The sequence below is a fragment of the Pseudomonas sp. HS-18 genome (genome assembly GCF_020401845.1).
Classification (GTDB): domain Bacteria; phylum Pseudomonadota; class Gammaproteobacteria; order Pseudomonadales; family Pseudomonadaceae; genus Pseudomonas; species Pseudomonas nitroreducens.
Window position 1 is genome coordinate 3,211,412 of record NZ_CP084413.1, and the last position, 25,088, is coordinate 3,236,499.

Here is a 25,088-nt window from a genome sequence, read left to right on the forward strand (position 1 = left end):
GATCGGGGAGTTGCGCAGGGGGGAGATCTGCAGGAGCGAGCGAATGCGCCCCTGCAGGTTCAGGTCTGCCTCAGTGCGCCGGCTTGCGAATGGTCTTGAGCAGGTCTTCCGGGCTGATCTGCCCGACGATGGTGTTCACGCCTTCGCTGCCCGGCTGCGGCAGGCCGAGGATGTGGCCCTTGATCTTGCCGATCACGTGCATCTCGCACGGCTTGCAGTCGAACTTCAGGGTCAGCACCTCGTCGCCGTGGATCAGTTGCATCGGCTGCACCTTGGTGCGCACGCCGGTGACGCCCTTGGCCTGTTTCGGGCACAGGTTGAAGGAGAAGCGCAGGCAGTGCTTGGTGATCATCACCGGTACTTCGCCGGTTTCCTCGTGGGCTTCGTACGCGGCATCGATCAGTTGCACGCCGTGGCGGTGGTAAAACGCGCGGGCCTTCTCGTTGTACACGTTGTACAGGAACGACAGATGCGACTCCGGGTACACCGGCGGCGGGGTGGTCTCGGCCTTGCGGCCGCCACGCGGGTGGGCCTGCACGCGGGCTTCGGTGAGCGCCTCGATGGCCTCGCGGCGCAGCGACTTGAGCTGGGAGTTGGGGATGAAGAACGCCTGCGGGGCGTCCAGCTCGATGGCGTCGGCGTGATACTGGGTGGTGCCCAACTGGCCGAGCAGGTCGTGCAACTGGTCCAGCGCCTGTTCGGGCTTGTTGGCGACACCGAACGGGCCGTCCAGGGCGACGCTGGCGCTGACGCCTTCTTCGCTGGTGGCGGTCAGTTCCAGGCGCTCTTCACGCAGCTTGGCGACCCACGACAGGCCGACACGGCGCTCGGCGGACGTCTTCTGCAGCGCCTGCTGCCAGTTGTGGTCGAGGTTGCGCGACAGCGGGTGGTTCGGGCGCAGGCGGTAGAGGCCTTCGGGCATCTCGTTGGGCTCGACGCGGTAGCGGTAGCGCTTCTCGCCGTCTTCCTCGAACTCGCCCTTCGGCTCGGCAATGTTGGCGCGGAAACCGACCACTTCGCGCTTGACCAGCACGTTGAGGCCGTCGCCGTTGGACAGCGGGTCCTTGGTCACCACCAGCAGGTCGCGCTTGCCGACCTTTTCCACGGTGCCCACCGGCAGGCCGGTGAAGGTCGGCGAGTCGAAGGCGCCGATGTCGATCTTGCGGTCGCTGACGAAGTAGTCGGTGCTGCCGCGGTGGAAGGTCTTGTCCGGGTCCGGCACGAAGAAGTGGTCGGTGCGGCCGCTGGAGGCGCGGGCCAGGTCCGGGCGCTCGGCGAGGATGCCGTCCAGGCGCTGGCGGTAGTAGGCAGTGATGTTCTTCACGTAGCCCATGTCCTTGTAGCGCCCTTCGATCTTGAAGGAGCGCACGCCGGCGTCCACCAGGGCGCTGAGGTTGGCGCTCTGGTTGTTGTCCTTCATCGACAGCAGGTGCTTCTCGAAGGCCACCACGCGGCCCTGGTCATCCTTCAGGGTGTAGGGCAGGCGGCAGGCCTGGGAGCAGTCGCCGCGGTTGGCGCTGCGGCCGGTCTGGGCGTGGGAGATGTTGCACTGGCCGGAGAAGGCCACGCAGAGCGCGCCGTGGATGAAGAACTCGATGGCCGCGTCGGTCTCGTCGGCGATGGCGCGGATTTCCTGCAGGTTCAGCTCGCGGGCCAGTACCAGCTGGGAGAAGCCGGCCTGGTCGAGGAACTTCGCCCGGCCCAGGGTACGGATGTCGGTCTGGGTGCTGGCGTGCAGCTCGATCGGCGGGATGTCCAGTTCCATGATGCCCAGGTCCTGCACGATCAGCGCGTCGACACCGGCGTCGTAGAGCTGGTGGATCAGCGCGCGCGCCGGCTCCAGCTCGTTGTCGTGGAGGATGGTGTTGATCGTGGTGAACACCCGCGCGTGGTAGCGATGGGCGAACTCCACCAGCTGGGCGATATCGCTCACCTCGTTGCAGGCATTGTGCCGCGCGCCGAAGCTCGGGCCGCCGATGTAGACGGCGTCGGCGCCATGCAGGATGGCCTCGCGGGCGATGTGGACATCGCGGGCAGGGCTGAGCAGTTCCAGATGGTGTTTGGGCAAGGACATGGTTTCTTCTTTATCAGGCGTGCTTATCAGGTATGGAACGGGCAATCGCGCATTGTACCGGTCAAACGCCGCGCCGGCATCCGTGGCGTGCCGGACGGTGCGCAGGGGGCGCCTGTAAAGAACGGGGCGGCCGTTACCAGCCGCCCCGGGTGGCTCAGTATTCGAACCGGTAGCCGACGTTGGCGTGGTTCTGGTCGAAGTTGTCGCCGTCGCGGTAACCCACTTCCATGAACAGGCTGTGGCCGCCGGTCAGGCGCGTGGAAACGCCCACGGCCGCCTCGCGCCAGCCGCCACTGAAGTCCGAACTCTGCTTGGGCGTGCCGTTGATCCGGTAGCCGATGTCGTCGGCCATCAGCTCGCGAACGTAACCGCCCTTCAGGTACACCTCGGACTTGTGTTTAGCGTTGCTCAGCTCGTAGCCGACGATGCCGCCGGCGCGAGCCAGCAGTGAGTCGTAGTCGTCGTAGTGGATCTTCAGGCCGTTGCTGGCGCGCGAAGAGAAGCCGCCCTGGTCGGTGTAGACCAGTTGCGCCTGGGGCTCGACGTACCACTGGCTGTCCTTCTCGCGGTGCAGGGTGAAGCGTTTGCCGGTTTCCACCGAGGCGGAGTAGCCGTTGCTGCTGCCGGAGCTTTTCACGCGATTGCCCTGGGTGTCGTTGACGCTGAAGTTGTTCTTCAGGTGCGCAGCCTTGAGCACGGTGTCGATGTAGAAGCCGTTCTCGTGCAGCCAGGTGCCGTAGATGCCGACGTGGGTGTTGCGCGCGCCGCCGCTGCCTTCGTCGAAGCTCTGGTCGGCCTCGGTATGGCCGATCATGGCGCCGGCGAACAGGTCGCCGCTGGACACTGGCACGCGGCGGTCCACGCCCAGCTGGATGCCCCGGTAGCTCAGGCGGTAGCCGTCGAAGTTGCTGCCGGCGAAGGAGTGCAGGCGGCCGCCGTTGGTGCGCAACCAGACGTTGCCGTCGGTATCGCGCTCGGTGTAGCGCAGCTCACCCATGCGTTGCAGCAGGGTCTGCATGTCCAGGTAGGACAGCAGGTAGTTGGTGTGCACCTGGGCGTGGAAGGCGCGGGTAGTCGAGGTGCCGGGGCCCGGTGCCGGGCCGGGCGGCGTCGGCGCTACAGGGTCGCCGGGTTCGACCGGGCCAGGCGGTGTGGGGTCGACAGGCGGTGTCGGGTCTACTGGCGGTATAGGGTCAACCGGAGGCTTTGGATCGACCGGGTCGGTCGGGCCCGGATCAACCGGCGGCGCGGTATAGCCATACAGCTCCCAGTTATCGTCCTCGTTCTTGCGCAGGGCATAGGTGTTGCCGCCCAGCTCCACCAGCGCGCCTTCGTAGAGGCCGAACTGGCCGCTGCCGCCGTTGGTTTCGATGATCTCGATGCGCTCGTCGCCCAGGGTGCTCTGCGAGCCGTCGTTGGCCACCAGGACCGAATGGTTGCCGGTGCTGCCGTCGGTACCTGTGATGGTCAGCTTGTCGGTCAGCTGGTTGACGATGTCGGTGTAGAAGTGGAACGCCCCGGCGCCGCTCAGCGAGCCCAGTTGCAGGCTGCCGTAGTGCTCCGGCTGGTGGGCGGCAAAGCCGTTCTGCCAGGACTCGCGGCTGTTGAGGTAGACCTGCGAGTCGTCCTGCAGGTCCAGCGCCGTGAGGCTAGAGGTGGCGTAGTGGCTGGCCTCGCTGCTGTTCTTGTCCAGCAGGAACCAGCGCGAGCCCTTGAGGTTGAGCGTGGCGCTACTGACGCTGCCATCGCCGGCAACGGTGCTGTCGGTCACCGCGCGGCCCACCAGTTCGCTGTTCTCGGTGTTGAGCGTGAAGCTGCTGGCGAACACGCCGTCGGCGCTGTTCTGGCTGGCGTTGACGTTGAGCAGGCTGCGCCCGTCCTGGGCGGTGGCGCTGCTGTTGGCGAGGTTCAGGGTGGCGTCCTTCACCGCATCGGCGACATTCATGATGCCGCTGTTCTGCCCGTCACTGGTGCGCCCGGCGAGGCCGCCGACTTCGATCAGTCCGGCGGTGCCGGTGGCGCCATCGAGGTGCGCCATGTCGGTGTCGGTGAGGTCGATCACCTGGCCGCCTTCGAGGCGGTCGCCGTTGCTGGCGAGGCTGTAGCCGTTGGCGAAGGAGTAGCGGATCGCGCTGGCGGCGGAGGTGATGCTGTTGCGCACGCCAGCCACCAGCGGTGTGAGCGTGATCTTCGCGCCGTCACCCATCACCCGCAGGCCGGCGGAGTCCTTGCCTTCGGTGGTGATATCGGTCTTGCCGTACACCGTGACTTCGGAGTTGCCGTACTGCGCGCCGGCGTGGCCGCTGTCGACGGGGGCGCTAGCACTGCCGCCGCCCAGCGAGCCTGCGGCCAGACCATGGGATTGCCCGGTGCCGGTGGTGTGGATCACCGTCTGGAAGTCCTGATGCTTCTCGCTGTTGATGGTCACCTGAGAGTTGCCGGTGGCCCAGGCGCCGATTTCGTTGAGGCCGCCGGTCTTGATCCGCAGGTGGCCGCCGTCATAGCCGGTGGCGGTGACGTTCGAATGGTTGAGGGCAAACAGCGCATTGGCGCCCGGGCGGCTGGTGGTCTGGTTGAAGTCGCCACCCATGAAGGTGATGGACGAGTTCTTGGTGGCGTACAGGCCCACGCCGTTGCTCAGGTAGGAGGTACCGTTCATGTCCACCAGGTCGAGGGTCACGGTGCCGCCATTGTTGGCTTCCACCGAACGCTGGCTGGACTTGTTGGTGACCGTCAGCACATAGGGCGTGCCGTCTTTCGAGGTCATGTCGATGGTCCCGCCATTGGCGGCGAACAGACCCTTGCCGCCGGCGATGGTCAGGTTGGCGTTTCCGTTGATTTCCGCGCTGGATGTCGTGCCATCCACATACATCGCGCTTTTCGGGCTGCTGTAGCCGGAGTTGGTCGAGGTGGCAGTGAGGTTGCCGTTGATCACGAAGCGGCCGCCGCCGGTGACGGCGATGCCGTTGTAGACGTACTTGCCGGCGGGGTTGGTGTTGCTGCCGTAGTTATAAGTCAGGTCGCCGTTGACGGTGACCAGGCTGCCAGCGCCCTTGATGTCGAGGGTGTTGCCGGCGTCGGTTCGGACGGTCTGCCCGGTGAGCACCAGGGGCGAGCCGCTCGGCCCGGTCATGGTGATGATGGCGCCGCCGCTGACGTTGAACGTCTTGATGGTGCCAACCTGAGTGAAATCCTCGTAAAGGCCGCTCTGGTTGGCGGTGTAGCTCTGGTTGCTTTCGGTGACGCTATTGGCCGCCATCGCGGTGGCCATGGCCAGCGGGCTGGCCAGGAAGAGCATCAATGGGGTGTTCTTCATCACGGTTTCCTACCGCCTCTCGGCGGGATGGGTGAAGAGAACCCGGTTGCGCAGTTTCCGTGTGCCGCACCAGGGGTTGCCTGGCGTGAAGGGGTGGGGCGGTGGGTTTCAGTGGTGGTTTCCTGGCACTGTGAGTCACTCACGGGAGTTGGTAGCGGCGGTGATTGTCGGCTACACGGCCTGGGCACGCCCTTGAGTTATGTCAGAAGGTTTTCGAATCCGGCATGGGTATTGAGAAACGTCATGGCCAGGCGGATTTGTGCCTGACCTGAATCAATACGCACCCGCTCTGGAGCTGAGCAATGCAGCGTCCATGCGGCATTGCAGAGGGCAGGGCGGTGCCCTTGCAAAACTGCAAAGCGACCCTGCAAGCCTGTCTATTCCGCGCTTTGCGGGCATGGATCAAGATTCGTTCGTCCTCTCGGAATACCTCCCCCACTTTCAAGGAACCGAATCATGAACGCCAAGCAATCCCTGCTCGTCGCCTCTCTCGCCCTGGCCATCGGCAACGTCTTCGCCGCCGGCAACCCGACTGTCGAACACAACACCCAGGCCTTCCTCGAAGCCCTGGAAGCCGGCAAGGGCCAACCGCTGGAAACCCTGTCGCCCAAGGATGCCCGCGCCGTGCTGACCGGAGCCCAGGCCTCGGTGAAGGTCGACCTCTCCGGCACCCAGGTCAGCGAGAAGACCGTGCAGACCGAGGTCGGTCCGGTGAAGCTGACCATCGTCCGCCCGGCCGGCGTGAAAGGAACGCTGCCGGCGTTCATGTACTTCCATGGCGGCGGCTGGGTGCTGGGCGACTACCCGACCCACGCCCGCCTGATCCGCGACCTGGTGGTGAACTCCGGCGCGGTGGCGGTCTACGTCGACTACACCCCGTCCCCCGAGGCGCATTACCCGGTGGCGATCAATCAGGCCTACGCCGCGACGAAGTGGGTCGCCGAACACGGCACGGAGATCAACGTCGACGGCAAGCGCCTGGCTGTGGCCGGTAATAGCGTTGGCGGCAACATGGCGGCGGTGGTCGCTCTGATGGCCAAGGACAAGGGCGCACCCAAGCTGCGCTTCCAGGCGCTGCTGTGGCCGGTGACCGATGCCAGCTTCGAGACCGGCTCGTACAACCAGTTCGCCCAGGGGCACTTCCTCACCAAGCCGATGATGCAGTGGTTCTGGGACAGCTACACCACCGACCCGAAACAGCGCGCCGAGATCTACGCTTCTCCGTTACGCGCGACCACCGACCAGCTCAAGGGCCTGCCGCCCACGCTGATCCAGACCGCCGAATCCGACGTACTGCGTGACGAGGGCGAAGCCTACGGTCGCAAACTCGACGCCGCCGGTGTGGCGGTCACTTCGGTGCGCTACAACGGAATGATCCACGACTACGGTCTGCTCAACGTGATCAGCCAGGTCCCGGCGGTACAGTCCGCCATGCGCCAGGCCGGTGAAGAGCTGAAAGTTCATCTGCAGTAAGCCGTCTGTCGAACGAGCCGCTTGCCTCCCCCACCAAGGGGGAGGCCACTTTTCCGGAGGGAACCTGCATGAACCAGCCGACCCAGCAAGAGTCCGTCACTCTGATCATCCGCCACCGCGCCCGCCCCGACAGCGTCGCTGCCTATGAAACCATCCTGCGCGAGCTGACCCGCGCTGCCAGCGAGTTCCCCGGCCACCTGGGCGTGGACGTGATGCGCCAGGGCGACCACTTCACCTCGGTCCTGCGCTTCGCCAGCGCCGATGAACTGCAGGCCTGGCTCGACTCGCCGCAGCGCCGCGAGCTGATCGAGCGTGCCGACCCGCACCTGATCGACGGCGAGCAGAAGGAACTGCACCGCGCCCACGAGTTCTGGTTCACCGCCCCGGACAACCCGCAGAAGCAGCCGCCGCGCTGGAAACAGGCGGCCGTCTCCTATCTGGTGATCCTGCCGCTGGTGATGCTGGTGCCGCAGCTCTGGCGCCCGCTGTTTACGCAAATCCCGCTGCTGGGTGGCTTCGTGCCGGCCAACATGCTCATCGTCGCGACCATCGTCCTGCTGGTGGTCTACGTTTTCATGCCACGGGCCACGCGCCTGTTCTCCGCCTGGCTCAACGCCCGCTGATCGAAAGAGGAACATAGCCATGTACGCCGATCTGATCCTGACCAACGGCCGCTTCCACACCGTCGACCGCGAGAAACCCGAGGCCACCGCCGTGGCCATCGCCGACGGCAAATTCATCGCCGTGGGTACCGAGGCGGAGGCCATGGCCTTGCGCGCCGGCGCGACCCGCGTCATCGACCTCAAGGGACGCACCGCGATTCCCGGCCTCAACGACTCGCACCTGCACCTGATCCGCGGCGGGCTGAACTACAACCTCGAACTGCGCTGGGAAGGCGTGCCGTCCCTGGCCGACGCCCTGCGCATGCTCAAGGAGCAGGCCCTGCGCACGCCGTCGCCGCAGTGGGTGCGCGTCGTCGGCGGCTGGAACGAATTTCAGTTCGCCGAGAAGCGCATGCCGACTATCGAAGAGCTGAACCTGGCGGCGCCGGACACTCCGGTGTTCGTCCTGCACCTGTACGACCGCGCGTTGCTCAACCGCGCCGCGCTGCGCGTCGTCGGCTACACCAAGGACACCCCGAACCCGCCCGGCGGCGAGATCGTCCGCGACAGCAAGGGCGAGCCCACCGGCATGCTGGTGGCCCGGCCGAACGCGATGATCCTCTACGCAACCCTGGCGAAGGGGCCGAAGCTGCCCTTCGAGTACCAGGTCAACTCCACCCGCCAGTTCATGCGCGAGCTGAACCGCCTGGGCGTGACCAGCGCCATCGATGCCGGCGGCGGTTTCCAGAATTACCCGGACGACTATCAGGTGATCGAGCAACTGGAAAAAGAAAACCAGCTCACCGTGCGCATCGCCTACAACCTGTTCACCCAGAAACCCAAGGAAGAGCTGGCCGATTTCAAGAACTGGACCAGCAGCGTGAAATACGGGCAGGGCAGCGACTTCCTGCGGCACAACGGTGCCGGTGAGATGCTGGTGTTCTCCGCCGCCGACTTCGAGGACTTCCTTGAACCGCGTCCGGACCTGCCCGGCAGCATGGAAGCCGAGCTGGAACCGGTGGTGCGCCATCTCGTCGAACAGCGCTGGCCGTTCCGTCTGCACGCCACCTACGATGAATCCATCTCGCGCATGCTCGACGTGTTCGAGAAGGTCAACCTGGACATTCCGTTCAACGGCCTGCACTGGTTCTTCGACCATTGCGAGACCATCTCGCCGAAGAACATCGAGCGGGTGAGGGCGCTGGGCGGCGGCATCGCCATTCAGGACCGCATGGCCTTCCAGGGCGAATACTTTGTCGACCGCTACGGCAAGCAGGCCGCAGAGGCGACCCCGCCGATCAAGCGCATGCTGGCCGAAGGCGTCCCCGTCGGCGCCGGTACCGATGCCACCCGTGTGTCCAGCTACAACCCCTGGACCTCGCTGTACTGGATGGTCAGCGGCAAGACCGTCGGCGGCATGGAGCTGTACCCCGAGGGCCTGTCCCGTGCCACCGCGCTGCAGCTGTACACCCACGGCAGCGCCTGGTTCTCCAACGAGCAGGGCAAGAAAGGGATGATCAAGGTCGGACAGATGGCCGATGTGGCCGTGCTTTCGGCGGACTACTTCAACGTGCCGGAGGAAGAAATCAAGACCATCGAATCGGTGCTGACCGTGGTGGACGGCCGCGTAGTGTTCGGCAGCGGCGACTTCGAGCGCCAGGCGCCGACGGCCATTCCGGTACTGCCGGACTGGTCTCCCGTGGCCAAGGTCCCCGGCCACTGGCGTCCGCAGGGCCCACTGCAGCAGGCCGTGCACCAGTGCGCCGGCTCCTGCGGCGTGCATGGCCACAGCCACGAGCGCGCCCGCCAGTCGAGCGTGCCGGTGAGTGACTTCCAGGGCTTCTGGGGCGCTTTCGGTTGTTCGTGCTTCGCGTTCTGACGCTGGCGCTGCGGCCTCCGACCTCAATGGCCGGAGGCCGCTCTTAAGCCCTTCTGTAGGTGCCTCGGTGCGCTCCTTGCTCGTGAATCACGGAGCGCGCCTTAACCTTGTCTCTTCCGCTAGAACCCCACCAACTGCCCCACGGCCTGCGCCTGCGGATCATCGCTGCGGCTGACCAGCGCGTAGTTGTAGCCACCCTGGCTCCAGTAACGTGCCAGCAGGTCTCCATCCGTACGCTGCCCCTGCGGCAACATCTCATGGCGCGGGCCCGGCGGACGGATGAAGAAGGTCAGCCGGCGGCCCTGGCCATCTTCGTAGATCACCAACGCTGCCGCCCCCTGTTCCGTCGCCAGCAGACGCGCCCCGACGGTCTTCAAGCCAACCTGCTCCAGCGCCGGCGGCGGCACCGCGTTCTTCAGGTAACGCGCCAGCCAGCCGTTCAGGTCGCCGCCATCGCGCAGGTCGAGCCCGCTCTGGCCGGCATCGGCGAACAACCGGTAAGCCTGCACGGCGTCCTGCATCGGCACCATGCCGCGCATCATCGCGTCGCCGCGCATCTGCCAGCCGCCCATGCCGCCCACGCCCAGCGCCACCAGCAGCGCCGCCGCCGTGGCCAACCGGGTTCGCCGGCGTTGCTGGAGCTGACGGCGAATCCGCGCCGGGTCCAGTTGTTCGGAAATTGCACTACGCGCCTGCCCGGCAAAGGCCGCGCGCAGTTGCTGCGCATCCTGTCGCCAGCCTTCGACGCGACGGGCGTCGTCCGGGTGCGTGGCGAGCCAGGCTTCCACCCACTGGCGGCGCGCCGGGTCGAGCTGGTCGTCGATGTAGGCGTGCAGATCGTGCTCATCGGGAATGCGTTCGTTCATTTCAGTACCCGCAGAGAAGGTGTCGCCGCCTGTCCTTCGCTCAGCGCGCGCAGCGCCGTGCGGGCGCGCGACAGGCGGGACATGACGGTGCCCATGGGAATGTCCAGTGCCTCGGCTACTTCGCGGTAGCTCAGGCCTTCCACGCTGACCAGCGTCAGCAGCGCGCGCTGCTCGGCGGGTAGGCGATCAAAGGCCTCCAGGGTCGAGCGTGCGCTGACGATGTCCTCGGGTGATGCGCTGACCGCGCTGTCCGCGCCGAACAGGCTGAGCAGGCGCGCGTAGCGCTTCGCGCGGCGCTGCCCGTCGATGAAGTGCCGGTAAAGGATCGAGAACAGCCAGGCGCGCAGGTCGCCGTCGTCGCGGCGGCCGGTCCAGGCCGACAGCGCCTTCTCCAGGGTGGCCTGCACCAGGTCGTCGGCGCTGCTCGCGCTGCGGGTCAGCGACAGGGCGAAGCGCCGCAGCCGGGGCAGCAGTTCGCGCAGTGAATGGTCGTCCAGTGAATGCATCGGGGCGCCGGGAGTGGGTGGGTTCGAGCGAGAAAGACGAACGCGGCGGCGATCTATTCCCGGCCTGCAAAAAAATAATTCTTTGGCAGTGGTCGGGAATAACCCGGCGCACGGTGCGTCGTACCGGCTCAACGCATTCAGCCTAAGCCTGAGGAGCTGGAAATGACAGAAACACCCACACCCAACGTGCCCCTGCGCCTGGCCGCCATCGGCGCCGTGGTGCTCGGCGTGGCCGCCGTCTTCGCCTATGTCGCCGGCTGGCTCGACCCGCAGCGCCTCACCCCGGACAAGGTCATCAACACCCTGGAGCACAACGGCGGCGTCTATCCCGGCTATCGGCGCAACCACGCCAAGGGCCTGTGCGTGATCGGCCACTTCGACAGCAACGGCGGGCTCGCCGATCTGTCCCGCGCCAGCCTGTTCTCGGTCGGCCGCGTGCCGGTGGTGGGGCGCCTGGCCATTCCCGGCGGCAACCCCAAGGCCAGCGACGGTGCGGCGCCGATCCGCAGCCTGGCGCTGCGCTTCCTGCCCAAGGATGGCCAGGAATGGCGGACCGGCATGAACGCCATGCCGGTCTTCGTCGTCCGCGACGTCGCCAGCTTCTTTGCCCTGCAACAGGCCACTGCGCCGCAACCGGGCACCGGCAAGCCCGACCCGGAAAAAGCCGGTGCCTTCTTCAAGGCGCACCCCGAGACCGGCCCCTTCCTGCAATGGGTGAAATCCTCCACGCCATCCTCCAGCTACGCCAACAGCGCCTACTACGGCCTCAACGCCTTCTACCTGGTGAACAAGGACGGCCAGGAGCAGCCCGTGCGCTGGTCCGTGCAGCCTGAAGCGCCGGTCGAGCCGCTGGCCGCCGACAAGCGCGGCGACGCCGACTTCCTCGCCGACGAACTGGCCCAGCGTATTTCCGCCGGCCCGTTGCGCTGGCGCCTGCAGTTCACCCTTGGCGAGCCCGGCGACAGCACCAGCGACGCCACCCAGGCCTGGCCTGCCAGCCGTCGCACGGTGGATGCCGGCGAACTGGTGATCGAGCGCCTGCAGCCGGAGATCGGCGGCGACTGCCGCGACGTCAACTACGACCCGCTGATCCTCCCCGACGGCATCCGCGCGTCCGACGACCCGCTGCTCAGCGCGCGCTCGGCCGCCTACTCGGAATCCTTCAACCGCCGCACCCGTGAGCAGGCCCAGGAGACCCACTGATGAAACCGACCTACTTCCCGCTCTCCCTGCGCGTGCTGCACTGGCTCATGGCGGTGCTGGTACTCGCCATGCTGCTGATCGGCCTGGGCATGGTCGCCAGCGTCTCCCCGCGCCACGCCGCGCTGGTCGCCATCCACAAACCCCTGGGCGCCGCGCTGCTGGTACTGGTGCTGCTGCGTATTCTGGTGCGCCTGACCCATCGCATCCCCGCGCTGCCCAGCGACATGCCCGGCTGGCAACGCAGCGCCGCACACCTCTCGCACCTCGCGCTCTATGGCCTGCTGTTGGCCCAGCCGCTGGTGGGCTGGACCATGCAATCGGCCGGTGGTTACCCAGTGCTGCTGTGGGGTGGCTTCGAACTGCCCGCGCTGGTCTCGCCTTCGGTGCAGCTCCACGCCATCCTGCGCAGCGCGCACACCGTCATCGCCTACGCCTTGCTGGCGACCATCCTCCTGCACCTGGCCGCCGCGCTGTTCCACGGGCTCATTCGTCGCGATGAAGTGCTCCCGAGCATGACTGGCGCCCCCATGCCGCGTACCACTTCCTCGGGAGAACGGCCATGAAGCGATTGCTCGCCGTGGCTTGCCTCTTCACCTCCTGCGCGGCTCTCGCCGCGCAGGACGCACCACCCGCCGAGGACTATCACTTCGGCCAGAAGCTCGACATCAAGCGCGTGGTGCAGGCACCGGAGCTGGATTTCTGCGGGATTCGCGAGGTGGAGATGATCTACGAGGACAGCACCGGGCAACGGCATACGCTGCGGTATCCGGTGTGGGGGCAGGGGTGTGGGAATGAAAATTGAGGCGTAGTGGCTCGGTTACACGGGGCATGTGGCGCAACAGGCAGCCATTGCTTTCTGGAGTGACAATGTCGCTCCCTCTCGGCTAACGTCCCTGAACAGTCATCTTGCAGGCTGTTTGAAGTGTCCAGTATTGTTTCAGGCTTCATTCAATGTTTTCGCGGCGAATATGAGGCAGAGCTGCTCAATCGACAGGTAATTGAAGAACTGCACGACAGAGGAACGCTGATAGTTCGGCCTATGTTCAATGTGATTCCGAATGCGAGTGGGCATTGTTATTACGGCCCGCTGATCAGCTTTGCTGCGTATTACGACGAGCTCCAGTGCTTCGACGAAGACGGGCGCCTACAGTACGAAAACCTGCTCAAGCGTTTCGTCCGGGATAGTTCCGAAGTAATCCACGGCTATTCCGGGGAGCGCTGCGTGTGGACTTGCCGCAGGTCACCCGTGGAGACAGAGTGCCGCGCATCGGTAGTTGCGGCTCGGCGCGTATTCTCCAGCCATCATGGCCTCCCAGCGATACAGGAATAGATCCAAGTGCCTGCAACCTTGCTGGTGTTCGATTTGTATCGAGAGCCTACGGACCGGCTCGACATGTCACCATTGGCTTCTGCGTAACTAGTGATGGCGTCGCTCAAATCAAACTCATGCTGCGCAGTACATTGGATCGGGCCTGCTGCCAGGTTCTTTAGTAGGAGGGAAATACTTTGCGGGACTTCCAGTAAATGCTTGTGCCAAGCAATTATCCGGAGAATATCGGTAGTGGAGTGTTCTTCCATCCGCTACGGTTAAGCGGACGAATCCACTGGCTGCTTTATTGAATTTAGCCTTGACCAATTCCTGCCGAGTGATTGGAAGCCTTGGCCCCCTGGCCTCTCGCCATCCGTACTTTGCGCACCGTCTCGACGAACGGCGTCACGATCAGGCTCCACAGCGAAGAATACTTGGCATCGTCCTGCTCTCCCGCGCCGAACTGGATCGGCTCCGGCGCGCGCTGGGTGACGTAGAGCGTGCCGAACATCCAGTCCCACAGCGAGAGGTTGATGCCGAAGTTCCGGTTGAAGTGGCGGGGCGCGTCGCTGTGGTGGATCTGGTGCTGGGCGGGGCTGTTCACCACATGTTCGATCACCGGCCCGAACGATAGCCACACATGGCTGTGGCGCAGGTTGGTTGCCAGCACGTTGAACAGCAGGATCATCCAGGTCACGCCGAACAGCGTATAGGCGCTGACCTGTCCACCACAGACGTACCAGAAGATGCCGGCGTAGGCGCCCAGCAGCACGGTCCCAGCCAGGTTCGCCGCCAGCTTCTCGACGAAGTGCACGCGGCTCGCCGTGATCGGCGTCAGCACCGCCGCCGAGTGATGAACCTTGTGGAATGCCCACAGCCAGCGCGAGTGGAAGGCGCGGTGCACCCAGTAGTTCTTGAAGTCGCTGACCAGGAACACGCCCAGCCCATAGAGCAGCGACAGACCAAGATTCTGGCCCACCTGCGGTCGCGCGCCCCAGAGCTTGGTAAAGAAGGCGATGTAATCGCCCGAGCGCAGGATGTAAGGATCGACCAGCCCAATGATGGGTACCAACACCACCACATTGAGGATGCCGCGTACCAGGTAGTAGCGGTAATCCAGCAACGCCGAACGATGGAAATTCACCCGCGCCCCACCGATGAACTGCCAGAACGAGGCTGCCTGCGTCAGTCCGCGCTGCTGGCGGAAACGAAACAGGGCGTAAGCGACCGCATAGGACAGCAGCAGGAACAACACACCCACACGCCCACTCAGGTCGAAGAGGCCGGAGACCTGGTGAGCCACCGGCTCGATGAGGAGGGTGGTCAGGTGCTGGTGGAGATGCGAGAGATCAGGCATGGAGAGTTACGCATCGTTAGCTCGGCGACCAGCATAATTCGTGCTGTGGCAGTTGCAAAAGGGGCAGGGCAGCTTGATTGGACAGGAAGGCTGCGGGCGCTCGCCGAAAATCCCTGTTGAGGCGCATGCAATCGGCCACTGGCAGCCCCTGGGCCAGGAGCGTTTGATGACGCTTGGCTGAATCCGGTCGCCTCGATTCGGTAGCCTTTCAGAAGGATAAAGCGATGCAATGGAAGACCTTTGCCCTCTGGATATGCGCTGGCATGCTTGTTCCAACGGTGGTTTGCATTCAGGCGAGATACCCCGTAACCCCATCCCACAACAGCTTCCCGGCTGTCACCACCAGCAGCCCATAACAAGCGCGGTACATCTGGCGCTGATCCAGCCGCTCATGCAGCCGCCATCCCAGCCAGACCCCGCTGGGCACCGCCATCAGACAAATCCCCATCAGGCCGAGCACGCTCCCCGTCGGTTTGGCCAGCAGCAACCAGGGTACGGCCTTTATCAAATTTCCCACCGTGAAGAACATGCTGGTGGTACCGGCATAGAGTTGTTTGCTCAAGCCCAGCGGCAGCAGGTAAATCGCCAGGGGCGGTCCACCCGAGTGCGCAACCATTGTCGTGATACCCGAGGTAAAGCCCGCCGCCACTGCCTTGGGCGATGAGCGCGGTCTAACCTTGACTTCCCCGCCAGCCTTGAACCAAAGGCCGACAAACACCAGGGTGATCGCTGCCATGACGATGGCGACCATGCGATGGTCCACCACGCGGAAGAACAGGTAGCCGATGCCGATGCCGACCAGCAGTCCGGGAATCAGCAACTTCAGATCCGCTGTCGACCAGGTGGAGGGCTTCCAGTAGCGCAGGCCGAACAGGTCCATGGCGATGAACAGGGGCGCGAGCAGGCCGCCGGCAGTGATCGGGTCCATCACCAGCGACAGCAGCGGAATGCCGACGATGGCGAAACCGCCGCCGAACGCACCTTTCATGAAGCAGATCAGAAAGACTCCGGCGAAGGTCACGAGGATCGTGGTGGGGGTCAGGTCCAAAACGCAGTTTCCTGTGACGGGGGATTTCATTCCCCGAGGCTGGGTACCCATAATGTCGGTCACAACCTGCACCACAAAAAGTGCCAGTTTCGAGGTTTTTTCATGGGCCAGTTTTCCAGCCAGTCCGAGCCATCCGGGCGCGGGGCCGAACGCCGGATCTACGCTAGGCTGCGGGCGCAGATAGAACAGGGCACGTTGGCTGCCGGCACGAAATTGGTGTCGACGCGGGTCCTGGCGGCCGAGCTGGGCGTATCGCGAACCACCGTGACTGCGGCCTACGAACAACTGGCCGCCGAAGGTTTTGTAGTCACCGCCAAGGGCAAGGTCGCCACCGTAGCCAGCGTCATCAATGGCCCAGCGGAACGTGCCAGGGAGAACCCGGCACTGCTGCCGCCGGTGCTTTCCGACTATGGCCAGCGCGTTGCGGCGATGAAGCCCTACAGCATGGCCACGCCCCATGCGCGTATCGACTTCCGCTACGGTTCGGTGGCTACCAAGGATTTCCCGGCCCTGGGCTGGCAGCGCGCTTATCGTGCTGAACTGGTCAGGCGCCAGCCCACACTTTCCTACGGCCAGCCCGAAGGAGAATCGCGCCTGCGCACGGCGCTGCAGGGCTATCTGCGCCGGGCGCGCGGCCTGACCTGCGACGCCGAGCAGATTCTCGTGGTGCATGGTTCGCAGCAGGGGCTGGACCTGTGCGCTCGGCTTCTTCTGAACCCGAACGATGGGTTCGTCTTCGAAGACCCCGGCTATCGCATGGCCCGATACAGCTTCGAAGCTACGGGTGCGACAGCGCTGCCGATCAATGTCGACAGTTCAGGATTGGATACTGGCGCGTTGCCGGAAGATGGTCGTGCGCGCCTGGCCTACGTGACGCCTTCGCACCAGTTCCCCATGGGCGCGGTGCTTCCCGTCGCGCGTCGCCTGGAACTGCTGGAATGGGCGCGTCGTCATCGTGCCTGGGTCATCGAAGACGATTACGGCGGCGAGTTTCGTTACGGCCAACGCCCCATCGATGCGCTGCAATCGATGGATACCCAGGCGCGGGTCATTTATGTGGGGACGTTTTCCAAGGCACTTTCACCGCAGCTCAGGCTGGGTTATCTGGTGCTTCCGAAGGAACTGGTCCACGTGTTCCGCGAAGCCAAGCGCCTGACGGATCGCCACTCGCCAAGCTGGGAGCAGAACGTCCTCGCATCGTTGATCGAAAGTGGCACATACGAGCGGCACGTTCGCCGCCTGCGCCGGAATAATGAGCAACGGCGAAAGGCGATGCTGGAGGCTTTCGAGCAGCATCTGGCGGGGTACGGGGAACTGGTCGGAATGGCGGCGGGGCTGCACGGCGTACTGCTATTGCCAAGGCTTCGCGCCGAAGAGGAAACAAGAGTGCAGGCAATGGCACTTGAGCGCGGCATAGGGGTATATCCCTTGTCCCCGCTGTATGCAGGTCTCACATCGGCGAAAATGGAAAGAACCGCAGCCCTGATCCTGGGCTATGCGGGCCTGTCGGCTAAAGAAATTCATGAGGGCATAGCCGTTCTTGGAGGAATCATTCGTTTCCTGACGCCTGCCCTCCCTCGATAGTTTCGGGACACCTTGCGAGTAATCCTGACCTAGTGGCGTTGGCGTCAGCCATGTGCTGCACCAGTTTCGCGACCCGGAGCATCGGGAGTTGCGCCGGTGGATCACCGGCATCTGTTGCCGGTATTGAGGGACCAGGAGCTTGGCAGGGCGGGATACCCCTAGCGCATGCAGGCAAAAGGGGAAGGCCGGGCACTGGCTGTGCTGGATTGGCAGGGAACGTTATGAGTGCCGATGGGGGAGGTGCTGCGGGTGATGCGGGAGGACCGGCGTGGGAAGTGCTGCAGTCGGAAGCGATTGTCGGCGCGGTGCGGGGGCCTTTCGCGAGCGAGCCTGCTTCGGCAGGATCAAGAGCCCCCTACCCCTCTCCCGCCAGCGGGAGAGGGGACCGTTTGCTGTGAGTCATGCCTCGGCGTCAGCCGGACAGGGCATGACTCGTTGTACGCCAATCAAGCAGCCGGCGGCGTACCTTCTGCGTTGGCGACCACGGCGTCGATCTGGATCGAGGCGCCTTTGGGCAGGGCCGAGACACCCACGGTGCGGCGTGCCGGCGTGCCGCCAGGGAAGTAGGTGGCGTACACCTCATCCACTGCGGCGATATCGTCGATGTTGGTCAGGAAGAGGTTGACCTTCACCACATCCGCCAGGGCGTGGTCGATGCTTTCGACGATGGCCTTGAGGTGCTTGAAGCACTGGGCGGCCTGTTCCTTCACGCCGCCTGCCACCAGTTCGCCGGTCCGGACGTCCAGCGGCAGCTGGGCGGAGATGTGGTTGTAGTGGGAGAAGGCGACAGTCTGGGTGGAGTAGGGGCAACGCGGCGCGGCGTCGGTGTTGTGGGCCTTGATGACGATGCCGTGGCGGTCTTCCACCGCTTGCGGCGGGGTGCCGTCACCGTGGGAGACCACGGCTTCGATCTGCACCAGGGCGTCCAGCGGCAGGGCTTTTGCCGCTACCACGGTGCGCGCGGGGAAGTAGCCGACGGCACGGGCGATGGCCGAATCGGGGAAGAAGGTGGTGTAGACCTGGTTCACTGCTTCGGCATCGGCGAGGTTCTTCACGAAGACGGTGATCCGCACGATGTCGTCGAAGGGCACGTCGATGCCTTCGAGGATGTTCTTGATGTTGCGCAGGCACTGCGCGGTCTGTTCCTTGATGCCGCCGGAGACCAGCTTGCCGGTGCGCGGGTCGATGGGCAGCTGCGCGGACAGGTTGTTGTAGTGGGAGAAGGCAACCGACTGGGTCGAGAGCGGGTTCAGCGGCGCATTTTCGGTGCTGCCTTCGACCTTGATCAGGTCGCCGGCCTGCGGGGCGTTTGGGATGGTGCCTTCACCGCAGGTGATGAGGGCTTCGACCTGCACCTGGGCGCCCAGCGGCAGCGCTGCCACGCCAACGGTGGTCAGGGTCGGGACGTAGTCCGGGAAGAAGCTGGCGTGGACTTTGCCGACGGCTTCGGCGTCCGCGATGTTGGTCAGGAAGATCGAGATGCGGACGCTGTCGTCCAGTTTGTGGCCGATGCTTTCCACCACGGCCTTGAGGTTCCTGTAGCACTGCTCGGCCTGCTCTTTCACGCCGCCGGCGACCAGCTTGCCGCTGGCTGGGTCGATGGGCAGTTGCGCCGACAGGTTGTTGTAGTGGGAGAAGGCGACGGTTTGCGAGTAAGGGCCGGTGCCCTGGGGTGCCTTGTCGGTATTTCTCGCCAGTACTGCGTTGTAGCCACTCATAGGGTGCTCCCTGGTTTGCTGGGAATCCGTGGGTTTCGTGGCAAAGGCTCAGTCCGGTTCGTTATCGGTCGTTGCCACTGTTCATTCAGACGACGGATATCGAACTCGTCGAGAGGCGCGCAGACTATCGAGTCTCCAGGGGGGACCCCTTTGACTTAAGGCAAGCGTAGTGGGGTCTTCTTACCGGGTTGTTTCAATTGGCGATGAGCGTTAGTCGGGATGGTTTGCAGGGGGCTGGGAGGGCTTGAAGCGGAGTCAATGCATTTCATGGGAATGCCGTGCCGGGGCGCTTCCCTCTCCCCAACCAGGGTCAGGGAGAGGGGCTCTGCGCAACCGAGTGTCAGAAGATGTAATCCGTTGTCAGGAAGCTGGAATCGCGGTCACGGATGATCTGGCTGATCAGTTCCTTGTTGGCGTCGGTGAACCGCGTGGCCACCAGGGTGCGGATGGAGAAGGTGCGCAGGGCGTCATGGACGGAAAGGGTGCCTTCGGCGGAGTTCTTGCGGCCGTTGAAGGGATAACTGTCCGGGCCGCGCTGGCACTGGGCGTTGATGTTGATACGGCCCACCTGGTTGACGAAGGCATCCACCAGCGGGCCGATCTGCGCCGGGTCGTTGCCGAACAGGCTGAGCTGCTGGCCATAGTCGGATTGCAGGACGTAGTCGATCACTTCGTCCAACTCGCGGTAGGGGACCACGGGCACCAGCGGACCGAACTGTTCCTCGTTGTACAGGCGCATGTCGGCGCGCACCGGGCTGAGCAGCGCGGGGTAGAAGAAGCTTTCACGGCTCTCGCCACCGCCGGCGTTGATGATCTTGGCGCCCTTGGCCTGCGCGTCCTGCAGCAGGCCGTTGAGGTAATCGACCTTGCCCGGCTCGGGCAGCGGCGTCAGCGCCACGCTGGGCTCCCAGGGCATGCCGGGCTTGAGTTCGGCGAGCTTGGCGCTGAACTTGTCGAGGAAAGTCTCCAGCACGTCTTCGTGGACGAAGAGGATCTTCAGCGCGGTGCAGCGCTGGCCGTTGAAGGAGAGGGCGCCGGTGATGGCTTCGCTGACGGCGTTGTCGAGGTCGACGCTGGGCAGGACGATGCCGGGGTTCTTGGCGTCCAGCCCGAGGGCGGCGCGCAGGCGGTGCGGGCGCGGGTGGAGCTTCTTCAGGTCGGCGGCGCCGGAGTGAGTGCCGATGAAGGCGAAGACGTCGACCTTGCCGCTGGCCATGAGCGCGCTGACGGTCTCGCGGCCGCGCCCGTAGATGACGTTGATGACGCCTGGCGGGAAGCTGTCGCGGAAGGCTTCGAGCAGCGGGCGGATCAGCAGCACACCGAACTTGGCGGGCTTGAAGACCACGGTGTTGCCCATGATCAGCGCCGGGATCAGGGTGGTGAAGGTTTCATTCAGCGGATAGTTGTACGGGCCCATGCACAGCGCCACGCCTAGCGGTACACGGCGGATCTGCCCGAGGGTGCCCTGTTCCAGCTCGAAGCGGCTGGAGCGGCGATCCAGCGCCTTGAGCGCCTCGATGGTGTCGACGATGTAGTCGCAGGTGCGGTCGAACTCCTTCTCCGAGTCCTTGAGGTTCTTGCCGATCTCCCACATCAGCAGCTTGACCACGGCGGTGCGCTGCTCGCGCATGCGGGCAAGGAAGCGTTCGACGTGGGCAATCCGTTCGGCCACGCGCAGGTTGGGCCATTCGCCCTGTCCGTTGTCATAGGCGGCCACGGCGGCGTCCAGCGCGGCGAGGGCGGCGTCGGCATCCAGCAGCGGGGTGCTGCCGAGGATGACCTGTTCATCGCCCTGCTCGGTGGCGAGGAAGATCGGGCTGCGCACCGGCGCGAGCGGGCCGTTCCAGCGGCGCAGTTCGCCGTTGACCAGGTACTCGCGCTGCTCGACGGGCAAGTCGGGGCGCCAGGCGTCGGGGATGTCGGTGAGGCGGGGGAACAGATGGTCGAGCTTGTTGTTGTCGGGCATGACTCATCCCTCGGGGAAGGTGGGCGACTGGTCTGTTTTAGATCGTAGCTGTATTTAGCTAAAACGATTCAGCCAATGATCCAATACTCGGTGCGCAGGCGCGCCATGCGAGCGATAGCCAGCATCGCGCGCTCCTGTGGGTGGATCAGACAAACAGTGACAGCAGCAGGATGAAGCCCAGGCCGACCACCGAGAGGATGGTTTCCATCGCCGTCCAGGTCTTGAAGGTCTCCATCACGCTCATGTTGAAGTACTGCTTCACCAGCCAGAAACCTGCGTCGTTGACGTGGGAGAGGATCAGCGATCCGGCGCCGGTGGCCAGCACCAGCAGTTCGCGATTCACGCCGGGGATCAGGTCGATCACCGGCACCACGATGCCTGCGCCGGTGATGGTGGCGACGGTGGCGGAGCCGGTGGCGATGCGGATCACCGCGGCGACCAGCCAGGCGAGGAGGATCGGCGAGATCTGCGCGTGCACCGCCATGTGGCCGATCACGTCGCCTACGCCGCTGGCCACCAGCATCTGTTTGAAGCCGCCGCCGGCGCCGATGATCATCACGATGGCGGCGGTGGGCGCGAGGCTCTGGTCGAGCAGCTTGAGGATCTTCTTCGAGTCGAAGCCGCGGGCGTGGCCGAAGGTGTAGAGCGACAGCAGCAGGGCCAGGAGCAGGGCGGTGATCGGGTGGCCGATCATGTCCAGCCAGGCGCGGACGACGTGGCCGTCGGCGAGCATGACGTCGGCGAAGGTCTTCAGCAGCATCAGGAACACCGGCAGCAGCACGGTAAACAGGGTGACGCCGAAGCTGGGCAGGTTGCTGGTGTCCGGCTCGTGGGCAATCTGCGCCACCAGCTCTTCATTGGGCTGGCCGGGGATCATTTTCGAGATCCAGGCACCGAAGATCGGCCCGGCAATGGCGGCGGTGGGCAGGGCGACCAGCAGGCCATAGAAAATGGTCTTGCCGATATCCGCGCCGAACACGCCGATGGCCAGCAGCGGACCCGGGTGCGGCGGCACCAGGCCGTGCACGGCGGAGAGGCCGGCGAGTAGCGGGATGCCGATCTTGATCAGCGAGACACCGCTGCGCCGGGCGACGATGAACACCAGCGGCACCAGCAGGATGAAGCCGATCTCGAAGAACAGCGGGATGCCGACCAGGAAGGCGGCGAACATCATCGCCCAGTGCACGCGCTGCTTGCCGAAGGCCTGGATCAGCGTGCGGGCGATCTGATCGGCACCGCCGGACTCGGCCATCATCTTGCCGAGCATGGTGCCCAGCGCAAGGATGATGCCGACGAAGCCGAGCACGCCGCCAAAACCGTCCTGGAAGGATTTGACGATGGTCGCCACGGGCATGCCGGAGGTCAGGCCGAGGAAGCCGGCGGCGATGATCAGGGCGACGAAGGGATGGATCTTGAAGCGGGTGATCAGCAGGATCAGGCCGATGATGGTGACCACCGCATCCAGCAGCAGATAGGTCTCGTGGGACATGCCGAGCATGGGGCTCTCCTGTTGTTGTCGTTGTGTGCCGGAGCGGCTCTTCTCTGGGTGCAGAGCGTTTGGTGAGTTGAGATAGCGCTATCTTTAGCGGGCAGGCGCTATCAAGGTCAGTCGCTGGAATGCTGTCGCCACCACAGGTGCGCGGCTTCGGCCAGGTCGTCGACCGGGCGGGTGGCATCCAGGTGCAGGGTCAGCGGTTCGCTCAGCGGCGGTTCGAGGGCGGCGAACTGGCTGTCGATCAGGCTGGCCGGCATGAAGTGACCGGGCCGGGTGGCGACGCGTTCGGCGGCGGCGTCACGGGTCAGTTCCAGGAACACCACGCCCAGGCCGGGCACCGCGCGACGCAGGCGTTCGCGGTAGATCAGCTTGAGTGCGGAGCAGGTGAGCACCGGGCGCTGGCCGGCGGCGATGGCCTTCTGCAGTTCGGCGGCGAGGGTATCGAGCCAGCCGGCGCGGTCTTCGTCAGTGAGCGGGATGCCGGCGCTCATCTTCTCGATGTTGGCGGCGGGGTGGAAGGAATCGCCTTCGATGGCGAACGCGCCGTTGCGCAGGCAAAGCGCCTCACCGACGCTGGATTTGCCGCATCCGGAGACGCCCATGATGAGGACGGCATCGATGGAAGGGGTCATGGAAAGCCTCATTGCTGAGACAGCGCTGTCTTTATTGGGCGTAACGAAAAGCATCGGCTGCCTCCGTATTCTTGTCATTCTAGTCGGTCTGTCCTGGCGACTTCGACAGCGGTGCTCTGATGACGAGCAAGGGGCCGGCGGGCGAGGGGCCAGCGGGAGCTGGTCTCAGGCAATTGCCCTGGTCGCAAGACAGCGCTACCTTAGTGCCTCGATTTTTGTTTGGCAATACGCCCGATGACCGCCAAGAAGAATGACAAGAAGAACGACAAAAGCTCCCGAACCACCGGCCGACCGACACTGGATGAAGTAGCGCGCCGCGCCGGAGTGAGCCCGATCACCGCTTCGCGGGCCTTGCGAGGGGTGAGCACGGTGGCCGAGGAGCTAGCGGAAAAAGTCCGACAGGCGGCCAGCGAACTGGGCTACGTCGCCAACCCGGCCGCCCGCGCGCTGGCCTCCAAGCAGAGCCACAACATCGTGGTGCTGGTGCCGTCGCTGGCGAACCAGCTGTTCATCGAAACCCTCGAAGCCATCCATGCGGTGATGCACCCGCGCGGCCTCGAAGTGCTGATCGGCAACTACCACTATTCCCGTGACGAAGAAGAGAACCTGCTGCGCAACTACCTCTCCTATCAGCCGCGCGGCCTCCTGCTGACCGGCTTCGATCGCACGGAAAGCGCACGACGGATGATCGAGGCGAGCGGCGTGCCGAGCGTCTACATGATGGACCTCGACCCTGGCGCCGGCCTGCACTGCGTGGGCTTCTCGCAGATTCGTGCGGGGGAGGCGGCGGCCAAACATCTGCTCAAGAGCGGCCGCAAGCGCCTGGCCTACATCGGCGCGCAGCTGGACCAGCGTACGCTGCTGCGCGGCGAGGGCTATCGCCGCGCGCTGCAGCAGGCTGGCTGCTACGACCCCGCGCTGGAATTCCTTACGCCGCGCCCATCTTCGGTGGGCCTTGGCGGTGAGCTGTTCCGGCAGTTGCTGGCCAGCCAGCCGCAGGTGGAAGGCATCTTCTTCGGCAACGACGACCTGGCCCACGGCGCCTTGCTGGAAGCCATGCGCCACGGCATCCGCATTCCCGAGCAGGTGGCGGTGCTGGGCTTCAACGACCTGCCCAGCTCGGAGTTCATGGTGCCGCGCCTCTCCAGCATCCGCACCCCGCGCAAGGCCATAGGCACCCATGCGGCGGAACGGTTGCTGGACTTGATCAACGACAAGCCGGTGAGTGAGCCGGTGATGGACCTGGGGTTCGAGTTGATGGTGCGCGAGAGCAGTTGACTCCAGCGCTTTCGTAGGGCGCATAACGCGCCAGCGTTATCCGCCGTGAGGCATCCGGCGGATAACCTGTTCCAGGTTATTCGCCCTACGGAAAATGGCGGCGCGCGGGTGCTTTGTAGGAGCAAGCTCGCTCCTGCAAAAAGCGGGTCTCTGCGTGAACATGCCGGGCATAAAAAAGCCCGCTGGAGCGGCGGGCTGAATGCGGAGGCAAAACAATCCGGCGGGCAAGCCGCCGGAGCAATCACTCAATACGCATCGCTCATCCCATCGGTGATGGTGATGCCCTGCTTGCGCATTTCCTGGATCAGCCCGGCACGGGTGCCGGGCAGGTTCATCAGGGCCTGGTAGCGCGTGGCTTTGACTTCTTCGGCGGTGTAGGGCTTGAACTCGGCGGGCATGCTGTCGCCCGCCATGCCGTCCTTGCGCAGCAGCCAGTTGAGCAGGTCGGCCAGTTGCGCGTCGTTGAGCGCGGACTGCGACATGCCCGGCACGCGCACGAGGAATTGCCGGCCACCGTCCACCTTCAGGAAGTTGCCGACGAAGCCGTGCAGGCGCGGCGTGTCGTTGGCCTTGCTGCCGCTGCCTTCGGTGAGATGGCAGCCGGCGCATTGCAACTGGTAGTTGGTGGCTGGGGTATAGCTGAGCTGGGAGATCGGCTTCTGCACCGCCTCGTTGCCGGGCGCCGGGCGCTGGTGCGGATCGGGGATCGCACGGGCCTGGGCGAGGGGAGCGACCAGGCTGCAGAGCAGGGCGCCGACAACGAGACTACGCATGGGACTTCT

The 25,088-nt window shown here is 64.7% G+C and carries 19 protein-coding genes; 8 read left to right on the forward strand and 11 right to left on the reverse strand.

Annotated elements, in window-relative coordinates; all coding sequences use genetic code 11:
- Window positions 1-70: 70 nt before the first annotated feature.
- Together LDJ84_RS15000 and LDJ84_RS15005 are read right to left on the reverse strand one after the other, a co-directional pair.
- On the reverse strand, window positions 71-2,074 hold the full coding sequence (locus tag LDJ84_RS15000; protein ID WP_226046538.1) for a peptidase U32 family protein: 2,004 nt from the start codon (window positions 2,072-2,074) through the stop codon (window positions 71-73).
- A gap of 154 nt (window positions 2,075-2,228) precedes the next feature.
- Window positions 2,229-5,390 carry an autotransporter outer membrane beta-barrel domain-containing protein gene (locus LDJ84_RS15005; RefSeq protein WP_226046539.1) on the reverse strand — a complete coding sequence of 1,054 codons (3,162 nt, stop codon included), beginning with the start codon at window positions 5,388-5,390 and terminating at the stop codon, window positions 2,229-2,231.
- A 456-nt stretch (window positions 5,391-5,846) separates the two neighbouring features.
- Here LDJ84_RS15005 and LDJ84_RS15010 point away from each other — a divergent pair, with 456 nt between their 5' ends.
- The 3 genes from LDJ84_RS15010 (at window position 5,847) to LDJ84_RS15020 (ending at window position 9,344) form a co-directional block, all read left to right on the forward strand.
- Window positions 5,847-6,863 carry an alpha/beta hydrolase gene (locus LDJ84_RS15010; RefSeq protein ID WP_226046540.1) on the forward strand — a complete coding sequence of 339 codons (1,017 nt, stop codon included), beginning with the start codon at window positions 5,847-5,849 and terminating at the stop codon, window positions 6,861-6,863.
- A gap of 68 nt (window positions 6,864-6,931) precedes the next feature.
- Complete coding sequence (locus LDJ84_RS15015; protein ID WP_024762463.1) at window positions 6,932-7,486, forward strand: antibiotic biosynthesis monooxygenase; 555 nt, start codon at window positions 6,932-6,934, stop codon at window positions 7,484-7,486.
- A gap of 19 nt (window positions 7,487-7,505) precedes the next feature.
- On the forward strand, window positions 7,506-9,344 hold the full coding sequence (locus tag LDJ84_RS15020; RefSeq protein ID WP_024762464.1) for an amidohydrolase: 1,839 nt from the start codon (window positions 7,506-7,508) through the stop codon (window positions 9,342-9,344).
- 119 nt (window positions 9,345-9,463) lie between these two features.
- Here the strand turns inward: LDJ84_RS15020 and LDJ84_RS15025 are convergent, their stop codons facing one another.
- Together LDJ84_RS15025 and LDJ84_RS15030 are read right to left on the reverse strand one after the other, a co-directional pair.
- The gene (locus tag LDJ84_RS15025; RefSeq protein ID WP_065084020.1) at window positions 9,464-10,210 is read right to left on the reverse strand and encodes an anti-sigma factor family protein; all 747 of its coding nucleotides are present in this window, start codon (window positions 10,208-10,210) and stop codon (window positions 9,464-9,466) included.
- Window positions 10,207-10,716, reverse strand: coding sequence for a sigma-70 family RNA polymerase sigma factor (locus LDJ84_RS15030; RefSeq protein ID WP_226046541.1), 510 nt, complete (start codon window positions 10,714-10,716; stop codon window positions 10,207-10,209). Before LDJ84_RS15030 ends, LDJ84_RS15025 begins: the two co-directional genes overlap by 4 nt.
- 162 nt (window positions 10,717-10,878) lie before the next feature.
- On the opposite strand from LDJ84_RS15030, the gene LDJ84_RS15035 reads away from it, so the two are divergent.
- The 3 genes from LDJ84_RS15035 to LDJ84_RS15045 are packed head-to-tail and all read left to right on the forward strand — an operon-like array spanning window position 10,879 to window position 12,721.
- A complete protein-coding gene (locus LDJ84_RS15035; protein WP_065084019.1) occupies window positions 10,879-11,919 on the forward strand; it encodes a catalase family peroxidase in 1,041 nt (346 codons plus the stop codon).
- The gene (locus LDJ84_RS15040) at window positions 11,919-12,482 is read left to right on the forward strand and encodes a cytochrome b (RefSeq protein ID WP_037006524.1); all 564 of its coding nucleotides are present in this window, start codon (window positions 11,919-11,921) and stop codon (window positions 12,480-12,482) included. The genes LDJ84_RS15035 and LDJ84_RS15040 overlap by 1 nt, the downstream gene beginning before the upstream one ends.
- Complete coding sequence (locus tag LDJ84_RS15045) at window positions 12,479-12,721, forward strand: DUF2790 domain-containing protein (protein WP_024762468.1); 243 nt, start codon at window positions 12,479-12,481, stop codon at window positions 12,719-12,721. The genes LDJ84_RS15040 and LDJ84_RS15045 overlap by 4 nt, the downstream gene beginning before the upstream one ends.
- A gap of 820 nt (window positions 12,722-13,541) precedes the next feature.
- Here the strand turns inward: LDJ84_RS15045 and LDJ84_RS15050 are convergent.
- On the reverse strand, window positions 13,542-14,585 hold the full coding sequence (locus LDJ84_RS15050; protein ID WP_084357807.1) for a sterol desaturase family protein: 1,044 nt from the start codon (window positions 14,583-14,585) through the stop codon (window positions 13,542-13,544).
- Window positions 14,586-14,874: 289 nt separating this feature from the next.
- Entirely contained in the window at window positions 14,875-15,633 is a 759-nt protein-coding gene (locus LDJ84_RS15055) for a sulfite exporter TauE/SafE family protein (RefSeq protein WP_226046542.1), read from the reverse strand.
- Between the two features lie 102 nt (window positions 15,634-15,735).
- Here LDJ84_RS15055 and LDJ84_RS15060 point away from each other — a divergent pair, with 102 nt between their 5' ends.
- A complete protein-coding gene (locus LDJ84_RS15060; RefSeq protein WP_226046543.1) occupies window positions 15,736-17,217 on the forward strand; it encodes a PLP-dependent aminotransferase family protein in 1,482 nt (493 codons plus the stop codon).
- Window positions 17,218-17,663: 446 nt separating this feature from the next.
- On the opposite strand, the gene LDJ84_RS15065 is transcribed toward LDJ84_RS15060, so the two are convergent.
- From LDJ84_RS15065 to LDJ84_RS15080, 4 genes are all read right to left on the reverse strand, one after another.
- A complete protein-coding gene (locus LDJ84_RS15065; RefSeq protein ID WP_226046544.1) occupies window positions 17,664-18,935 on the reverse strand; it encodes a RidA family protein in 1,272 nt (423 codons plus the stop codon).
- A gap of 340 nt (window positions 18,936-19,275) precedes the next feature.
- Window positions 19,276-20,901 (reverse strand): NADP-dependent glyceraldehyde-3-phosphate dehydrogenase, encoded by a 1,626-nt coding sequence (locus LDJ84_RS15070; protein ID WP_024762472.1) that lies wholly within the window; start codon window positions 20,899-20,901, stop codon window positions 19,276-19,278.
- 145 nt (window positions 20,902-21,046) lie between these two features.
- On the reverse strand, window positions 21,047-22,399 hold the full coding sequence (locus LDJ84_RS15075) for a GntP family permease (RefSeq protein ID WP_024762473.1): 1,353 nt from the start codon (window positions 22,397-22,399) through the stop codon (window positions 21,047-21,049).
- A 107-nt stretch (window positions 22,400-22,506) separates the two neighbouring features.
- On the reverse strand, window positions 22,507-23,028 hold the full coding sequence (locus LDJ84_RS15080; RefSeq protein ID WP_024762474.1) for a gluconokinase: 522 nt from the start codon (window positions 23,026-23,028) through the stop codon (window positions 22,507-22,509).
- Between the two features lie 234 nt (window positions 23,029-23,262).
- Between LDJ84_RS15080 and LDJ84_RS15085 the strand changes: the two genes are divergently transcribed.
- Complete coding sequence (locus tag LDJ84_RS15085) at window positions 23,263-24,306, forward strand: LacI family DNA-binding transcriptional regulator (RefSeq protein WP_024762475.1); 1,044 nt, start codon at window positions 23,263-23,265, stop codon at window positions 24,304-24,306.
- 245 nt (window positions 24,307-24,551) lie between these two features.
- Here LDJ84_RS15085 and LDJ84_RS15090 read toward each other — a convergent pair whose 3' ends face one another.
- On the reverse strand, window positions 24,552-25,079 hold the full coding sequence (locus LDJ84_RS15090) for a c-type cytochrome (RefSeq protein WP_024762476.1): 528 nt from the start codon (window positions 25,077-25,079) through the stop codon (window positions 24,552-24,554).
- Between the last annotated feature and the right edge of the window lie 9 nt (window positions 25,080-25,088).